This window comes from Rhodopirellula sp. SH410 (genome assembly GCF_055811895.1).
The window spans coordinates 5,324,621-5,340,498 of sequence record NZ_CM147949.1 but is presented as its reverse complement, the minus strand read 5'-3'; the positions used below and the strand labels follow the sequence as shown (position 1 = coordinate 5,340,498).

Annotated in this window: 14 protein-coding genes; 7 read left to right on the top strand and 7 right to left on the bottom strand. The window is 58.3% G+C overall.

The window, feature by feature from the left end:
• Positions 1 to 106 precede the first annotated feature (106 nt).
• The 4 genes from SH410x_RS19455 to SH410x_RS19440 all read right to left on the bottom strand — a co-directional run bounded on the left by SH410x_RS19455 (position 107) and on the right by SH410x_RS19440 (position 5,739).
• On the bottom strand, positions 107 to 2,191 hold the full coding sequence (locus SH410x_RS19455) for a LamG-like jellyroll fold domain-containing protein (RefSeq protein WP_473670056.1): 2,085 nt from the start codon (positions 2,189 to 2,191) through the stop codon (positions 107 to 109).
• A 252-nt stretch (positions 2,192 to 2,443) separates the two neighbouring features.
• Positions 2,444 to 3,760 (bottom strand): PDZ domain-containing protein, encoded by a 1,317-nt coding sequence (locus SH410x_RS19450; RefSeq protein ID WP_473670054.1) that lies wholly within the window; start codon positions 3,758 to 3,760, stop codon positions 2,444 to 2,446.
• A 331-nt stretch (positions 3,761 to 4,091) separates the two neighbouring features.
• Positions 4,092 to 5,396 carry a hypothetical protein gene (locus tag SH410x_RS19445; RefSeq protein ID WP_473670052.1) on the bottom strand — a complete coding sequence of 435 codons (1,305 nt, stop codon included), beginning with the start codon at positions 5,394 to 5,396 and terminating at the stop codon, positions 4,092 to 4,094.
• Positions 5,377 to 5,739, bottom strand: coding sequence for a hypothetical protein (locus tag SH410x_RS19440; RefSeq protein ID WP_473670050.1), 363 nt, complete (start codon positions 5,737 to 5,739; stop codon positions 5,377 to 5,379). The genes SH410x_RS19445 and SH410x_RS19440 overlap by 20 nt, the downstream gene beginning before the upstream one ends.
• A 411-nt stretch (positions 5,740 to 6,150) precedes the next feature.
• Here SH410x_RS19440 and SH410x_RS19435 point away from each other — a divergent pair, with 411 nt between their 5' ends.
• The 4 genes from SH410x_RS19435 (at position 6,151) to SH410x_RS19420 (ending at position 10,042) form a co-directional block, all read left to right on the top strand.
• Positions 6,151 to 6,813 (top strand): TIGR04282 family arsenosugar biosynthesis glycosyltransferase, encoded by a 663-nt coding sequence (locus SH410x_RS19435; RefSeq protein ID WP_473670048.1) that lies wholly within the window; start codon positions 6,151 to 6,153, stop codon positions 6,811 to 6,813.
• A 199-nt stretch (positions 6,814 to 7,012) separates the two neighbouring features.
• The gene (locus tag SH410x_RS19430) at positions 7,013 to 8,332 is read left to right on the top strand and encodes a CehA/McbA family metallohydrolase domain-containing protein (protein WP_473670046.1); all 1,320 of its coding nucleotides are present in this window, start codon (positions 7,013 to 7,015) and stop codon (positions 8,330 to 8,332) included.
• 192 nt (positions 8,333 to 8,524) lie between these two features.
• Positions 8,525 to 9,646 carry a transposase gene (locus tag SH410x_RS19425; RefSeq protein WP_473670044.1) on the top strand — a complete coding sequence of 374 codons (1,122 nt, stop codon included), beginning with the start codon at positions 8,525 to 8,527 and terminating at the stop codon, positions 9,644 to 9,646.
• A gap of 90 nt (positions 9,647 to 9,736) precedes the next feature.
• On the top strand, positions 9,737 to 10,042 hold the full coding sequence (locus SH410x_RS19420) for a hypothetical protein (RefSeq protein ID WP_473670042.1): 306 nt from the start codon (positions 9,737 to 9,739) through the stop codon (positions 10,040 to 10,042).
• Positions 10,043 to 10,425: 383 nt separating this feature from the next.
• Here the strand turns inward: SH410x_RS19420 and SH410x_RS19415 are convergent, their stop codons facing one another.
• Together SH410x_RS19415 and SH410x_RS19410 are read right to left on the bottom strand one after the other, a co-directional pair.
• Entirely contained in the window at positions 10,426 to 11,481 is a 1,056-nt protein-coding gene (locus SH410x_RS19415) for an alkaline phosphatase D family protein (RefSeq protein ID WP_473670040.1), read from the bottom strand.
• Positions 11,482 to 11,853: 372 nt separating this feature from the next.
• Positions 11,854 to 12,948, bottom strand: coding sequence for a 3-oxoacyl-ACP synthase III (locus SH410x_RS19410; RefSeq protein ID WP_473677355.1), 1,095 nt, complete (start codon positions 12,946 to 12,948; stop codon positions 11,854 to 11,856).
• A gap of 385 nt (positions 12,949 to 13,333) precedes the next feature.
• On the opposite strand from SH410x_RS19410, the gene SH410x_RS19405 reads away from it, so the two are divergent.
• Positions 13,334 to 14,146 (top strand): hypothetical protein, encoded by an 813-nt coding sequence (locus SH410x_RS19405; protein WP_473670038.1) that lies wholly within the window; start codon positions 13,334 to 13,336, stop codon positions 14,144 to 14,146.
• 28 nt (positions 14,147 to 14,174) lie between these two features.
• Here SH410x_RS19405 and SH410x_RS19400 read toward each other — a convergent pair whose 3' ends face one another.
• Entirely contained in the window at positions 14,175 to 14,891 is a 717-nt protein-coding gene (locus SH410x_RS19400) for a CAP domain-containing protein (RefSeq protein ID WP_473670036.1), read from the bottom strand.
• 307 nt (positions 14,892 to 15,198) lie between these two features.
• On the opposite strand from SH410x_RS19400, the gene SH410x_RS19395 reads away from it, so the two are divergent.
• Both SH410x_RS19395 and SH410x_RS19390 read left to right on the top strand, forming a co-directional pair.
• Entirely contained in the window at positions 15,199 to 15,348 is a 150-nt protein-coding gene (locus SH410x_RS19395; protein WP_473670034.1) for a lmo0937 family membrane protein, read from the top strand.
• Positions 15,349 to 15,370: 22 nt separating this feature from the next.
• Positions 15,371 to 15,775 carry a response regulator gene (locus tag SH410x_RS19390; protein WP_473670032.1) on the top strand — a complete coding sequence of 135 codons (405 nt, stop codon included), beginning with the start codon at positions 15,371 to 15,373 and terminating at the stop codon, positions 15,773 to 15,775.
• Positions 15,776 to 15,878: the final 103 nt, after the last annotated feature.

Genomic DNA, 15,878 nt, shown 5'->3' with positions numbered 1-15,878 from the left:
TCGTTCGGCTCGCCCGAGCCGTGGGCTGATACCCACGGCTAAACCTGGCGTCGCTTGGTGCTGGCGGGGGCGACCGCAGAGCGTTCGCCCGCCATTTATCCAAGTCTTACGGTTTGGCTGGGCTTTCCACCAGCTTGCTGGCGCTGCCCATCAATCCGTAAGACGCTGAATTGCTATGGTCGAGCACGAACGGTCCGGTCGCGCGATCGAGGTGCATCAGCAATACCGTTTCTGGCTCAGGCGTATGCCGTGTGCTGGGCGTGAAGTCCTCTGCGTAGACCGCAGCTTTTGATAGCCGCACTTCGTCGATCATGGCGTGAACCGCGCGCGTCGGCCGTCCGCTTGCATCGGTGTCAGCACCGATATAAAGGGGCAGTTCGTTGCGGGTTCGTTTTTGCTTCTTGGCGGATGCTTGGCCATTCTTCTTGCCAGCAGCCACTGTATCGACAAGCTTGCCATTCACAAAGATTTTCACGGACTCGCCATCGAAGCTGCCTGCAATGTGCGTCCATTGATCAACCACCATAGGGTGTGTTGCTTTCGCGGACACGTATTTGCCATTGAGGTGGATCGTGAACTGCGGCACACCTTCATCGCTGAAGATTGCAAATTCGGAACCCTGGGTCTTTGCGAGGACACCGCTATAGCCCGCCACATCGGTTGGTCGGACCCACGCCTCGAGGGTCATCGGGCCATTGGGTAGATGCAGGTCATCCGAATTGACGCGAATCGCTGAGCTCTCACCGGCAACCAGCAGGCAGCGGTCAGCGGCGCCTGAGAAGTAGTCTGCGGGAACCTGGCCAGGCGTGATCTGCAGGGGTGCGGATACGTCGGGCAGTCGCACGCGAGCGTTGGATGACAACAGGTCGATCTCCATTTTTATCGCAGGAATGGTCACGGCATCCACGGAGCCAGGAGCCCGGTGAACGGTGAACGTGATTTCCTTTTCCTCGCCCTTGGCGATCTGGAAGTGCTGGTGATCGAGCGTTGACTGCCATCCCTGTCGCGACGACGCGGAGTCCTCCACTAGGGTGATGTCCACATCATGCTGTCCAGGGTTCTTGATCTTCATCACGACTTCACCGGCACAGGTGCCGTCGGCGTTGACGATCAGTTCCGGTGAGGTTTGCTGTGGCCGAATCTTTCGAGCTTCGCTGACCTCAGCCAAGAATTCGGGGGTGAACTTCTTCGGATCGAAGACGGCTCCGACGGGAATCGCAGCGACCGTGATGCGATCGTTTCGAACGGTGACCATGTTGAGGTGGTGCAAGTAGCCGGCGTCGGGGATGTCGGCGGATAGGTGGCCGCCGGTCGTCGCCAAAGCGAAGTACTCGATGCCGTCTTGATTGCCGTCATACCGCATATGGTGAATGTGCCCGGCAAAAACAGCCGACACGTTGCCTGCTGCGGCGAGTTTTTTGTGGACCGTCGGCCAGTTACTGCCCTTGTACCCGCCGCCAATCCAGCGTGGGTGGTGCAGGAACACAAACACATGCTCGGCGTCCTTAAGTTCTTCCAAGGCCTTGTCCAAGAACGCGAGCTGTTCGTCGCTCATGTTTTGTAAAGCTGCGGAATTGAATGCTTTTTCATTCGTTTCGGCGTTCCCTTCGTCGGAGTACAGTGCGACGAATCCCGCGTTTTTGTGACGAAAGCTATACCACAGTGGTCCAAAGTTTTTCTCAAACAGCGATTCGTTCTGGCCCTGGGGTGCGGGGCCCTGGCCGCGCCAGTACACGTCGTGGTTGCCCGCAACGGGAAACCATTTTGAATTCAGGTGGTTCATGATGCCCTTGAACTCTTTCATTTGGGGCATCCACTCTTCGGCAGTGTTGTACCCTTGAACGAGGTCGCCAACGGTCATCACAAGGTCGGGATCGAGAAGGTTTGTATCGACGACGGCTTGCTCGAGAACCCGCAACCCCTCCGGAACGCCACCGGTACGATCGCCGTAGATGACAAAGTGAAAAACGTCATCGTCGTCGGCGGACATTGGCGGCAGGACAAGGGCGTCCTGGCGAGTCGTCATCACCGAAGTGGCGGGGTGATGCTCGGGGTGGGCGTCATCGTGCACGTGATCACCGTGCTCGTGACCCTCATGTGCGATCGACATCGAGGGGATACTCAAACTCACGATCGCACCGAGTGCAATCGCGGTGGATCGTTGAATCAGTTTCAGGCTGGCTGCCGTCATGGGCGGGCCTCTTCGGGGGCGAGGGGTGTTGGTGGGAATCAATGGTCCAACATCATAGCCCAACGCCCGCTAGCGTTCGCCGTTCTTCACTGGCTTTTAACGAAACGCCCGTTTCTCTGTCGATTCGCAGGGTAGCTCCGGACTGCCTGCCTGGCACCATAGGATCGCTGCACCATGGCATCGCTTGGGAACATGGTCCCCAGCGATGAACGCAGTGCTGTTCGTTGGTGATTGCCCGGTTGCCGATGTCGGCTACCAGTAAACGCCCAGGCCAGTTCCGTATCGGACCCCACCCCGATAGCCGTACGGGTATCCGCCGCCGTAGTAATAAGGTCGTCCGCGGTATTGGTAGTAGCGATAGTTGTTGTACCCGCCGTAGCCGTAGTTGCCATTCCCGTAGTTGTAATAGGGGATGTAATTTCCAGCGTTATTTCGGTTGACGGACCGCTGTTGGCTATTTCTCCATCCGGCATAGTTCGGACTGGTGTAGCGAGCGCCGCTCCAGTCGTTGCTGATGTTCGGCGGGAAGTTTCCGTTGATTTGAGCCAGAATGAGTCGGTCTCCCAGGCTCGCGAGGCTGGGGATATGGGGCACGGTCGCAGAATGCGACAAGGTGTCTCGCGTGGTGGGAGTCAGTGAAACGTCGTCATCTTGCGGCGTGGCCTTCTCCGTCTGCTCTGGCCGCGGCGAGTTTTTCTTTAGCTGATCAACTTCCTTGCGGAGGGTTCGGATCTGCCGGCGCATGTCATCGATCATTTCGTCCATTACCGGCAGCCCGGATTGTGGTCGCAGGCCCAGCATTGGGGCGTTTGGGAAGCTTGCCGGCAGCGACATTTGCTGGCGAAACCATTGCACGGGTGCTTCGACGACTTGCCCGAGTTCGGCGGTGATCTCCTGCTGGTTCCCGTCGCGAAGGACGGTCACCTTGATTTCACGACCGGGCTCGAAGTCACCAACCTGGTTAACGAATTGTTCCAGGGACTGAACCTCCTCGCCATTTAATTTGACGATTTTGTCGCCACGGTGGAGGCCAGCTTTTTCGGCGGGGCTATCGGTGGCAACCTCTCGGATCGTCGCCCCGGTTTCGCCCTCCGCAGCGGGTGCTAAGGCGATGCCAAGCCAGCCGCGTTGGCTTTCGGGAAGTTCCGCTGACTCCCTCGCCAAGGGAACTTCTTTATTGACATATTTGCCTCGCCGCCACAGGCTCAGGTCGATGGTATCGTCGCTATCGAGGCTCTCTATTTTTTTCTTCAGCTCCTGGGGATTACTCACGGTTTGGTCATTGATGGCCAAAATATAGTCACCCGGTTCGACTCCCACGCGATCAGCGGGCCCTCCCCGCAGCGTGTCGATCACGCAGACTCCTTCGCCGGGGCATGAACCGACGAGCACTCCGAGTTGAGGTGAGTGGTGGTCGACATGCATCGCGTCTTCAGATTGAGCAGTCGGATTTGCTCCGTTTTCCGATGCCGCCCCGTCCTGTGCCTGGACGTAGTTCGCAGTTGGAAGAGCTGTCGCTATGACGATCGCCGCCGCAACGTAGCGGCAGTCTGTTCGAATGCGTCTCATGGGAAATCTCCTCAGAAGGAAGTGATGGCGATAGAAGTTCGCAAGGGAGTGCGGCCGCAAATCGTGTTCCATTCACGCGCCGGTTTGGCTGCCGCTGATCGCGCCACCGACCGCCTGGCGACAGCGAGGCAGTCGAACGCGTCGAATTCAGGCGAGCGTAGCTGCTCGGAACGTGAATTCCACGTTCAGGCGAGCGTAGCTGCTCGGTCGATTCATTCGCGGCCACCTACGGAGCGTGAATCGAGTCAGAGGTGCTCCGCTGGCAAGCTGATGATGGGGGCCTCGACGCGATGCAGGGGCTGGAAATGGTGAGGGTGCATGACAGGGTTTGTTAGGTAAGTTTGGTTTTGGTCTTGCTGCGGCGATGGCGGAAGCCATCGTTTCGCTGGCCTCGACGATGCCAGAAGGCGTCTCGGTCGTGCGTTTCGCTCAGGTCATCCGCCTTGAGCTGCAGCAGCGGCTCGAGTGACTCATCTCGCCAGAACTTTTCGGTGCCCTTGATCCGCTCGTTGATTTGTTTCTGAGCCGATTCCACCGGCGACGTGGTTACTGGAAGTCCGGCACGCCGATACTCCGCATACTTCATCCGCGAGGCATTGTTGCTCAGGTACGTGATCGCCCGACGCAAGTCTTCGGGAACCTCTTCGTGATCCGCTGCATGCTCCTTCATCGCGGTGATCACCCGAGCGACGTCACCGCTCCATGTCCACTGCAGCCACTGGACATACAACTGCCAGCCGTCTTCGATCCGGCCGCACGATGCAATCGCCCCGCCGTAGACGTAAGCCAACGCGTGCATGATGTCGACGATCGGCGTGTAGTGCGAGAAGTGAGTCGCCCACAACGACCAGTTCACTTTCAAACCGTCGCCCATGAACGCTTTGACTTTCGCTTTGTTGAAGCCACGCCGATGGGCTTCGGCGGCAAGCGCCAAGCCAAGACGGTCGTAGCCCTGCCGGGTCGCAACGATCGTTTGCACCAGCGGATCACCGCCGCTCCAACGCCGGTGATCTTTGCGGGACGACTTGCTGTTGGGGAGGTGTGAATCTGTCGAAGTTGATTGCCTCTGCGATGTCTGGTTGCTCGGTGACGCTTCACGATCGGTGTCACTCGATGAACCGCTACTTCGGTGGATTTCATTGACTTTTGGGATGATCCACAGCGGGTCTTTCAAACACTCGGGCACTTCGGGGTGAGGATCAACTTCTGATGGTTTGGACTGATAGGTTTGCAACACACCGGCCTGAGTCTCTCGCCACCAACGGTGCTTTTTGTCACTCGGCTTTTCCTCTCCCCAAAACGAATCGCGAATCTGAGCGCGACCGCCGTCGCCCTGAATCACCGCGGCACGTCCGCTCCAACCGTTCGCCGGTGCATCGTCGCTTTGGCCGTGTTGTTGCTCGGGGATGCTCGCGGCGGTGTAGCGGTCGATGGCTTGTTGTTGTTCGTCGAGTCGTTCGTTGCCGATGCGAATGGCGATCCGCTGACATTGCTTGGCAGAGATCGTCAGTGCGGCGAGGTCCTGTAGGTTGCGACTGGCCACGGCATAGGATCGGTCTCTCGCTGCGGCGATGGTGACCTTTTGCAGAACCGCAGGCGTTTGCTCGATGTCGATGTCACACTGCAACGTTTTCATCTGAGGGAAAAAAATCGAGGCGGCAAGCCTCGCAGTGAGATACATCGGTTTTGAATTTCACTTGGCCTCGTCTGCTTTGCAGCGAGCGATGCTGGGCCTTTTTGGGCGTCATTGCCTTGCCGCATTTGGGGCAGGCGGTCACCGGCTCAGCCTCTTGAGATTGCTGGGCCAGCAGTTCGCTCATGACGATTTGAGTGACCCGGTCAACTTCCTTGATCGTCTGCTCTTCGATCGTCATCATGTTGGCATTGGCGAGATCGGGGATCCCGCCACCCTCAACAAGACGCTGTACGACCATGTCGGCGATTTCTTCAGCGGTCGGTCGATTCGGTGCCGATTCCATGGCAATTTCCCTTTAATGTGTCACCCAAAGCTCCCAGACCTCCCGGTTGCATGCTCAAAGTGTAAATCATCCAAGGTTTCAAGCCGACCCCAATCCAAGCTGCAAACCCGGTCATGCACCCAATGGTGATCGATTCATTATCTGAGCTTGAGGCCTCATGCTACGGCCGATTTCGCTTACAATGCCCAGCACTCATTCCTCGCATGCCCCTCCCTCCGCTGAGTACCCAGCACATGATTTCACCGACAGAGCACGCTGGTCCGGTCGCAGAGTCGAGCGTCGGTGTGCTGGCAGGGATTGTTGGTGCTGCTCGGGATAACGCGAACGGTACACCGGAGATGGATTCCAGCTTCCGCCGGGGGGTGGTGGAACAGGGGGTGGGGCGAGATGTTAAGGGGCATCGGTGAAGTGATGAGTTCGTCCAACAGCAAGAATGCGGTGGAAAGCATGCAGCGATTGATCGTGTTCACGCGATGTCCCGAGCCTGGGAAAACGAAGACACGGATGATCCCGTCGCTGGGGCCGCAGGGCGCTGCTGATCTGCAAGCTGCGCTCACTCGGCATACGCTGAATATTGCAGGGATGTATTGCAGTCAAATTCGGTGTGAATTGGATGTGCAGTTCGCCGGCGGTGATGCCGCCAAAATGCGTGATTTCTTCGGCCCCGATAAAAAGTACTCCCCCCAGACCGGCGATGGTCTTGGCGAGCGGATGATCAACGCGATCTCGATCGCCCTTGCCGAGCAGTCGCGCCGTGTTGTGGTGATCGGGTCGGATTGTCCCGAAATCGATGCAGCCCTTCTCGGTGAAGCCATGCAGGCGATGTCGGACTGTGATGTTGTGCTCGGGCCGGCAATCGATGGCGGATACTACTTGATCGGTTTGCGTGAAAACCAACCACAACTCTTCCGCGACATCGACTGGGGGAGCGGCCGCGTGCTACAACAAACGCTCGACAAAGCGGAGCAATCTCAATTACGGGTCCATTGCCTGCGCCCGCTTTCGGATGTCGATTACCCTGAAGATTTGGCTGTTTGCAAACGCTATCCAGAAGCCTTCCCAGGATTCGCTTAGGAACGAGCGGAAAATGACTGTCTGATTATGTGGCCGAACGCTCCGCGGTCGACCATTCCGATCGCGGAGCGTTCGGCCGCTTGTTTTTCGCTCGTTCCTTAACCCCACGGCAACCTCCGTTTCCATTTGCAATCGAAGCGGCGTCTTTCTCGACTTTTTTTTGTTTCCACGCACCGTTGAATATGCCTACGCCATGATCGTGAAAAAATGTCTGTTTGTCTTCGTTTCGATGCTGTTTTTGAACTTCCCGGCCCATGGTGACGAGGTCATTCCCGCGGACCCGCAACCGCGTTGGTGGAGGGGCAACATCCACACGCATTCGTTGTGGAGTGATGGCAATGATTTCCCCGAGATGATCGCCGAGTGGTATCGCACACACGACTACAACTTCTTGGCGCTGTCGGATCACAACGTCATCAGTCAGGGGCGCCGTTACATCCCGGTTGCCAAGATTCGAGGGCGTGTGGGCGAGGAGGCATTGGAAAAGTATCGCAATCGGTTCGGCACGGACTGGGTCGAAACGCAAGGCCAGCCCGGTGATAAGGATTTCGCCGTTCGGCTAAAACCGCTCAATGAGTTTCGTGCGCTGGTCGAAGATCGCGGTCGTTTCATTCTGATTCAGGCGCAAGAGATTAGTGATCGTGTCGATGGCGCGACGCTGCATATGAACGCTACGAACGTGGTCGAGAAGATCGAGCCTCAGAGCGGGCAGACAGTCCGTGAGGCGATTCAAAACAATCTCCGCGCCGCCCAGGAGCAGGCGAAAGAGGCCGGCCAAGACATCCTGGTGCACGTGAATCATCCCAACTTTCTGTGGGGCGTTACCGCTGAAGACATTGCCGCGGTCCTTCAGGAGCGATTTTTTGAGTGCTACAACGCTCATCCAGGCGTCGGGCATCAAGGCGATGCCGACCATCCCGGCGTGGAGCGGATGTGGGATATCGTCAATACCATCCGCACTGACCAACTGAACGCTCCGCCGATCTTCGGTGTCGCGACCGACGACAGCCATCACTACCACGGCAAGGGCAGTGTTCGCCCCGGGCGCGGTTGGATCATGGTGCGGTCGAAGTACTTGACCCCTGAGCATCTGATCGCGGCGATCAATGCTGGTGATTTCTATGCCTCCAGTGGCGTTCGTGTTGCTGAGATTCGTCATGAGGATGGCCAGTATCACGTTGCTGTCGAACCGGATCCATCTGCCGGCAAGGACGTGACCTACACGTTCGAGTTCATTGGCACACGTCGGGACTATGACTCTGCATCAGAACCTCGCGAGGTCGAGGATCCCGAGCGGGTAACCCGAAAGTACTCTTCGACCATCGGTGAGACACTCCAATCCAGTGAGGGAACCGAGGCGACCTACACACTCGACGGTTCTGAGTTGTACGTCCGCTGTGTCATCACTTCGTCGGAGGATCATCATGATCCATCGTTTAAGGGCCAGAAGCAGCAGGCTTGGATCCAGCCCGTTGTCGGCGCATCTTCGGCAGACGCGGATTCGAAGTCTGCGCAGTAGTCGAAGGTATGGGCTCGTCCAGCGCGAAGGCGGAGGCCGGTTCTGGTCTGCGCCGAGAAGGTTAGAAGGTTAGGGACAGGCAACAAAAGGTTAGGGACAGGCAACGAGAAGGTTAGGGACGAAGGTAAGGGACGAAGGTAAGGGACAGGCAATGAATAGTTGCCTTCGAGCGTGGCTTGTATACCATTGCCGATGGGTTCACTGCTCAAAACCGTGACGCAGATGGAGGTGATGAAGATGCCCAGGCAAGCTCGTGGGGAAGTGATCGATCCGAATGAGGTTCAGATCCTCCACTGTATCGAGAGGTGCGTCCGCAAGGCGTGGCTCTGTGGGACCGATCCCGCTACGGGAGAGTGTTTTGAACACCGCAGGGGCTGGATCCGCGACCGAATGGAGTTCCTTGCATCGGCGTTCGGTATCGATTGCCTGACCTTTTCGATCATGAGCAATCACCTGCACCTGGTTCTAAGAAGTCGCCCGGACGTCGTCGCGGCGTGGTCGGACGAGGAGGTCGCCCAACGTTGGCTGCGACTGTTCCCCGCACGTCGCAACCCCGACGGCAGTCCCGCCGTGCCGACGACGGCGGAACTGAATACGGTCCTGAATCAGCCGGAGATCCTAGCCTCACGGCGTCAGCGACTGTCGGACGTGAGTTGGTATATGCGCTGTCTCGCCGAGCATATTGCTCGCCGCAGCAACGCCGAGGACAAAGCTCGCGGCCACTTTTGGGAAGGTCGTTTTCGGGCACAGGTACTCCTCGATGAAGCGAGTTTATTGGCGTGTGCAGCCTACGTTGATCTCAACCCGATTCGTGCCGCCATGGCGGAAACGCCTGAATCGAGTAAGTACACCGGAGCCAAGGATCGGATTGACGACTTGACTCATAGCTCCGATCGGACCCGCCAAAGCACCCATGACTGGGAGCGAAGCCGCCGTCGCCAGCACAGTGGCTGGATGAGTCCGATGGAAATTGACGAGCAGCACGATCCCGTCGGGCCGCACCTGGACCATTCGGGCAGACGAGGCAGCCTGAAGGGTTTCCTAAGTGTCTCGTTGGCCAGCTATCTAGAATTGCTCGACTGGACAGGACGTCAACTCCGCAGTGACAAGGTCGGTGCGATCCCCGCGCACTTGCAACCGATCCTCACACGCATCGGCTTGGATACCCATGCCTGGTGCGACGTCGTGAGCCGATTTGGGCGGGTGTTCAAGCGAGCAGCGGGTAGCCCAGAACACCTCGCCGAGGAAGCCAGCCGTCGCGGTCAAGGTTGGCTTTGCGCCCGGGGCAACCCACTCGGCATATCTTCGGCCTGACGGTCTTCGCAAAAACCTTGTTTTTGATTCCATCCGGGTTCGCTGCTGCGCTGATATCGGTGAATCGGATAAAAATCCGCAAAATGACCGGTGGCCGCATTCTGCGGAGAGTGGATGGGAGCCAAATCGGCCAAAACCAAAGCCGTAGCTCTGGCTAAAAAGTGGGTGGCCCTCTTTTCGCTCTTTTCCTCTTTTCTTTCTTTTCTTTCTTTTCGTTTCTTTTCTTTCGCAGCCGAGCAACCGCTGCGGTTGCGTTATCTGTTGTTCACCCACGCCGGCAGCTACGACGCAGAAAAAGCCGCCGCGCAGTTCGAGCGGTTTCAGGGGCGGCCCGCATTTCGAATCGAAAAATCCACCCGACCGCATGTGCGCAATGAGGTCGCAAGGGAAGAGTGAATTGACGGCGAAGAAGAGGTGACGCGAGGGAAGGTTGACGAGGGAAATCGATTTGATCTCTGGTCCCTTGCTGTTGCGGCGGCTTCTTTCTGGGCGTCCGATCGATCGCATCGTGTACCACCATCCTTGTCGTTCTTCGATCTCGTCAGTCCAAGTATCGTCGCCAAAGTGGCGACCGCGATTGAGTCTTCCTACTGAGGGGCACAGCAATCCTTGGAGGGATCTGGTTTCCCCGGTGTAGCGAATGGGCTCTGAATGGGCTGATTTTGACGCTGGCGGCAATTCCCTTGATAAGGTGCTGTGTCCCTCTGGTCGTCCCTCTGGTCGCTGATGTCCCTCTGGTCTCTGGTCTGTTCTGTTGCTTCGCCGCTTCGGATGACGAGTTATTTGACAGCGAGTTCGCTGAGCCGGATTGTTCGCTCGATGCGCGGCGTGCCCTCGATGTCTCGAACGCTGATGTGGATCGGCGGATCCGAGGCTTGCCAGTTGACAGATAGGACTCCGAAATTCTCACGGTGATACGTCTCGCTGATGCGAAAGTCGTTCTCTGTGGGAGTACCGCGAGCGTGCAGTTGATTCAAGCTGCTGCAGGTGACGTCGACCATCGCGTAGCCGTCTTCGGGGGTCACTTCGGAGATTTCGGACCAATGTCGATCGCCGCTGATGAATAGAACACCGCTGGCGCCTGTGGACTGAATCAGGTCCAGCATTTGTTGCCGCTGTTGCGGAAGGTTTGCCCAGCATTCTTGACCTGCCGACGACGCGACGAATTGGATACTGGAGACGATCAATCTTAGTTCGGCCGGCTGCTGCAATTGTTCTTTCAGCCACTGCCACTGCTGGTCGCCGAGCATGGTTTTGGTCGGCGTGTCATCTGGGACATAGGGGCCACCGACACGTTGGTCGCCCTTCTTTAGGGCCGAGCGGAAATAGCGTGTGTCCAGCGAAATAACTTGCGTCCGTTGACCAACCGGGCCGAATATTTTGGCGTCGTATACACCGCCGCGTTGACGGAGCGGTGATTGCTGAGGAATCTGCCAAAAGTCCAAGAACTCTTTCTGTGACTCGTCCCGTTGAACGTACTCTGCCCCACCATCATTGACGCCGTAGTCATGGTCGTCCCATGTCGCCAGAACCGGGCAGGAGTTCCGCAGCGATGCGAAGGATGGATTACCAGCGAGTTTGTCGTACTTGGCCCGCAGCGTCGGCATGTCATCGGTGTCGCCGTAGATGTTGTCTCCTGTGAACAGCAGCAACTGTGGCTTGCATGCCGCCATGGCTTTGAAAATCGGAGTGGGTTGGTCCTGTTTGATGCATGACCCGAACACGATCCGAGAAAGTGGTTGCGATGGTTCCGGTGGCTCTGCCGCACGGATAGCTGAGCACATCACCAGCGCCAGGGCACAACACAGCGATGGTTTGAATATTGTGGTTTTCATGTCACCATTGTACATGCACGGTGAACATTATTCTCTTCCCGATTGACCGCATCCCGATGAGGCGCAGGGGGGGATCGGCTGACCGGGATCTCTTCAGGGGTGCTCTGGTTTTTGTTGCCAATTGTGCTCATATAACAGAGCGTCCGCACCGCAGCGTCGACGACGCGACCGAGGATCTCGCTCTTACGCGTCTGAGGACACGACGCTGCCCTGATGGGAGATGAAGTGTGTCGGACGTTCTGCACTCGCTGGATCGCTGAGTCAAGCAGGATTCGCACAGCCAATAGGCAACTTCAAAACGGACACATCCTCTGGCACCAGCGTCGCGAACGAAAATGTGTTCCCTGGTTTCAAATCGGCTGCGGCAGTTTCTCACTCATCGGATTGCAGTAGTCCGGCCCAGTCGCCGCATACCGGCGTGTGCCCCCACTGGGATGCGATCATCACGCTATTGATCCCCGAGCCAATGCCCAGTAGCGCCGTGCGATCGCCCGCCGTCAGTTCGCCGCGTTGGATTGCGGCGGCAACGCTCAGCGGCAGTGCCACCGATCCGGTGTTTCCGAGTACGGGATAGGTAACGGAATCGTGAGCGGGGTCGAGTCCCATCGCGGCCAGCATCGCCGCCCGATGCCGGGTGCCGACTTGATGGCAGACCGTCCGGTTGAAACTTTCGCGGGCCCAGCCTGATTCGGCAGCCAGGCGATCGAGTGCCGCGACGCCCGTCGCGATCCCTTCGGCCATCAGGGCTTCGGAGTCCGTGTCCATCAGCGGGCGCATGTCCGCGCCCGCGGTGTCTTGGTTGCTGCGGCACAGATCGTTGAATGCTGTGTTGGCTTCGGCGATGGCGAACTGAATCGGGGTCGCGTCCGGTCGCAAGTCGCGGCGGCAGACCAGCCACGCGCAGCTTCCCGATCCGATTGTGAGTGAAGCGAACGCAGGCTTCACGCTTTTCCGCGTCAGTGACTCGTCAGTGTTGAGTGAGTCGACGGTTGCCTCGAGCAGAGGGCGGCTGTTTTCCGTGCCCACGACGACGCCGGCCTCGATCATGCCAGCGGCAATCATCCCGGCAATCTGAACGGCCCCGTTCAAAACACCGAGGCAGGCATTGGAGACATCGTAGACCCAGCAGTCGCGCCCCAGGCCCATTTCATGGTGGACTCGCGAAGCGGTGGCTGGCTCGAGAAAGTCACGGCAGACGCTCGCGTGGATCAGTGCCCCGATCCGGCCGCGATCGATATCGGCAGCTTCGATCGCGGCTCGCCCGCTGCGAACGCTCGGGCCGCTGGGCATCTCGCCGACCGGCCACACCCGCCGCTGCTCAATACCGCTCATCAATGCCAGTCGCCCCTCGGGTAATCGCAGTCGCGAGTACAGCGGCGATAGCCGTCGCTCGATCTCGTCGCTTGACCAGACCTCCGTTGGAATCGTCACCCCGATCCCCGCCAAAACCACATTCTCAAAACGCATCAACTCACTCGCGAAACCGAACTGAAAGATTCTCATTAGGTGAGGGCTAGCATAGACGAGAGTGGGAGAGTGGGAGAGTGGGAGGGTCTGCAGAGTCACGCAGTCGCAGAGTGAGAAAGCTTGGGATTCTGGACTGTACCCGCGAACTGGACACCTGGTGAACGGTCAGTCTGGAGGTGCGTAAAAAACGAGCAGGCCTCGGAGGTCCGGCGAATTGGGGGTGTGCGTAAAAAACGAGCAGCCCCGAGGCAGGTGCGTAAGTTCTTTTGCTAGCAAACGGTTACGTCATCGCGTTTGACCGGCATTTGAAGATGCAATCAATACACGCGAACGGCTGCGGCCCGAACCAGCGGCGTGTTTTTAATCCTGCATCCCTGGAAACGACATGACGTCCGAAGCCGACACGGGCAAGCCCACCAGCAAATCATCGACACGATCTGCCGCACCTGCGGCAGGGTCGCGTCGCAAGAAAGCGAACGCGCCTAAGCGCGCTGCCATTAACAAGCGGAGCGCGGCGACGGCGGGTGCGTCGTCAGCGAAGAGTTCGGGCGGCAAGCGAAAGAAGGCCGCCGCGAAGCCTGTGGGGCCGGCGGTCTACGCCAGCGATGTGGTGGGGGGTGCCGCCAAAGCGACCGGCGGTAAGAGCGGCGCATTGACGCTGCCCGACTCCGCGAACACCACCGCTCCGGAGGCGATCGAGCTCTCGCCAATCGAGTCGGATCTACCGATGGAGCACCGGCCGGCGCAGGTGCTGCGACTGGCCGAAGAAGCCTTTGCGAAGACCGGCAGCTGGGTCGTTTTCTACCGCACGATGCTCGCCCCCGGTGGCGTCGTCGACAAACTCTATGAAAGCTCGGAGGCGCGACGCTACTTCGAAACCACTCGCGAGTTTGCTGAACTGCTCGAGATGGTCACCGCGATTCGCAGCCAAGATGATTCCAGTTCGGGAACGCACGAGCCCACCCGCATGCTCACCGTTCGCGTGCCCCGCAGCCTGCATGCGGCCACGATCCGCGAATCGGAGGAGCTTGAGTTGAGCATCAATGCCTACTGCGTGACGAAGCTGCTCCAGCCCGCGAACCCACGCTTCACTCCCTTGGAGTTGGGCAAGCGTCGCGGCCGTCGAGCGGGGCCGCAGCTGACGCTGACGAAGGTGAAGGTTAAATCCAGGGCAAAGTCTCGCGGCCGCAAGACATAGGCGGATGCGACGGTGACAGGCCTGCGGCCTATTTCTTCGGTGTCTTGATCGCCTCGTCAGTGACCACCAAAGTGGTGGATTCATGCAGCGTGATTTTGGCATCCTTGCCCTTCAGTGTCAGGGTCGTCGGAAAGCACTGGGTCACGGTGGCGACACCCCGGGGCGGCATCTCGATTTCTTGCGAGCGGCCATTGGCGGCGATACCGAGCGTTTGAGTCTGCTTCGATTCGTTCGTGATCGTGAGCTTGATCGACGCGGACTCAGGGCGGCCGAACAGCACCACCGCGTAATAGGTTGCTTTGTCGGTCGTCGCGACCGCGATGCCCGTCTCGGTGATGTGCTCTGCCCGCATGTTCTCCCGGTGCGGCGGCGAGTCGATCCAGCCAGGCACAAAAACTTGGGTTAGAGTGTCTGCCGTCACGTCACCCGTGTTCGTTCGGTACGCGATGTTCTCTCGGACGACACAGTATTTATAGCCAGCAGCCTGGGCTCGCTTCGCAGGTGTCTTGCCGTCGGCATGGTGACCATACTTCCCGCTGTCCGCCATGAACTTGGCGAACTTCGACGCTGCTTGGGTTAGCTCGGCGTTCTTGCTCAGGGCAGGCAGGTGATGGTCGCCCCGAAACTGGTTCGTCTTCTCGAAGATCATCCGCTCGACCTCCGCGGTCATTGAATTGGTGGGCGCCTCAGCAGAGGCGCATGTGGCGAAGCACAGCAGCAGGAGTGCGGGCAGGGGATATCGCATCGTGGTCCTCAGCAAGGATTGGTAAAGGAATCGGCAAGGTAGCGGAGTGTTCGACCACGATTCTGCCAGCTACTCTCTGTTCTCGCCAGGCAAACGCGAATCGCCGCGGGTGGTTCGCTCTGGCAGGAAGCGGGCGGTGGGATGGTTCCGGCTTTTCCTGAATTGCTGTCGAGCTGAAGTGTTGGCATGAAACCTGCTCGGCTATGGGGTGGTTCGGGGGCTCTTGGTTGGCAGTCGCACTGCCATGAGCGTGGGGTTCATGCCCGAGTGCTCTCTCAGATAAGTCATTCTCAAAGGAAGGTAGAGTATGTTGTGGAGCTTGATCGGAATATTGGTCGTAATTTGGATGATCGCGTTCCTTGCCAAGGCGACTATCGGGGGCTTGATCCACCTATTGTTGATTGTTGCCGTCGTCCTGTTGGTGTATCGCCTGCTGACCGGTCGCAATCTTACTTGAGGGCTCGGCTCGGGAGGTGAGTATGCCAACTATTCTTGTTGTCGACGACAACGACGATATCCGGGACTTATTGACCCGCAAGATGAAGACGCATGGGTACACGGTCGCTACCGCCTGCAATGGGGTGGAGGCGGTGGAATTGGCTGCGCGAACCGATCTAGCGCTCATTCTGATGGATATCAATCTACCGGAGCTTGATGGTCTGGAGGCCACCATGCAAATTCGCGCCGCGGACGCGAACAAGCATACGCCTGTGATCGCGTTAACGGCGTACGCTTTGGCTGATGATCAGGCCCGCGCAGATGCTGCGGGGTGCGACGCATTTCATGCCAAGCCGATCGATTTTGATCGATTGTTTGAACAAATTCAAACGCTCATCGGGGACGTGGGTGTCGATTGCGAGCGAGACCGTAGCGAGCCGGCGTGAAAGTTTGCTCGTCACGGCCGGTGGTGTCGACGCCCGATGTAACCATGCTTCTATTCATGGTAAAAGACGGGCCTCTTTCGAATTTCCGCTCCATTGGCAACGA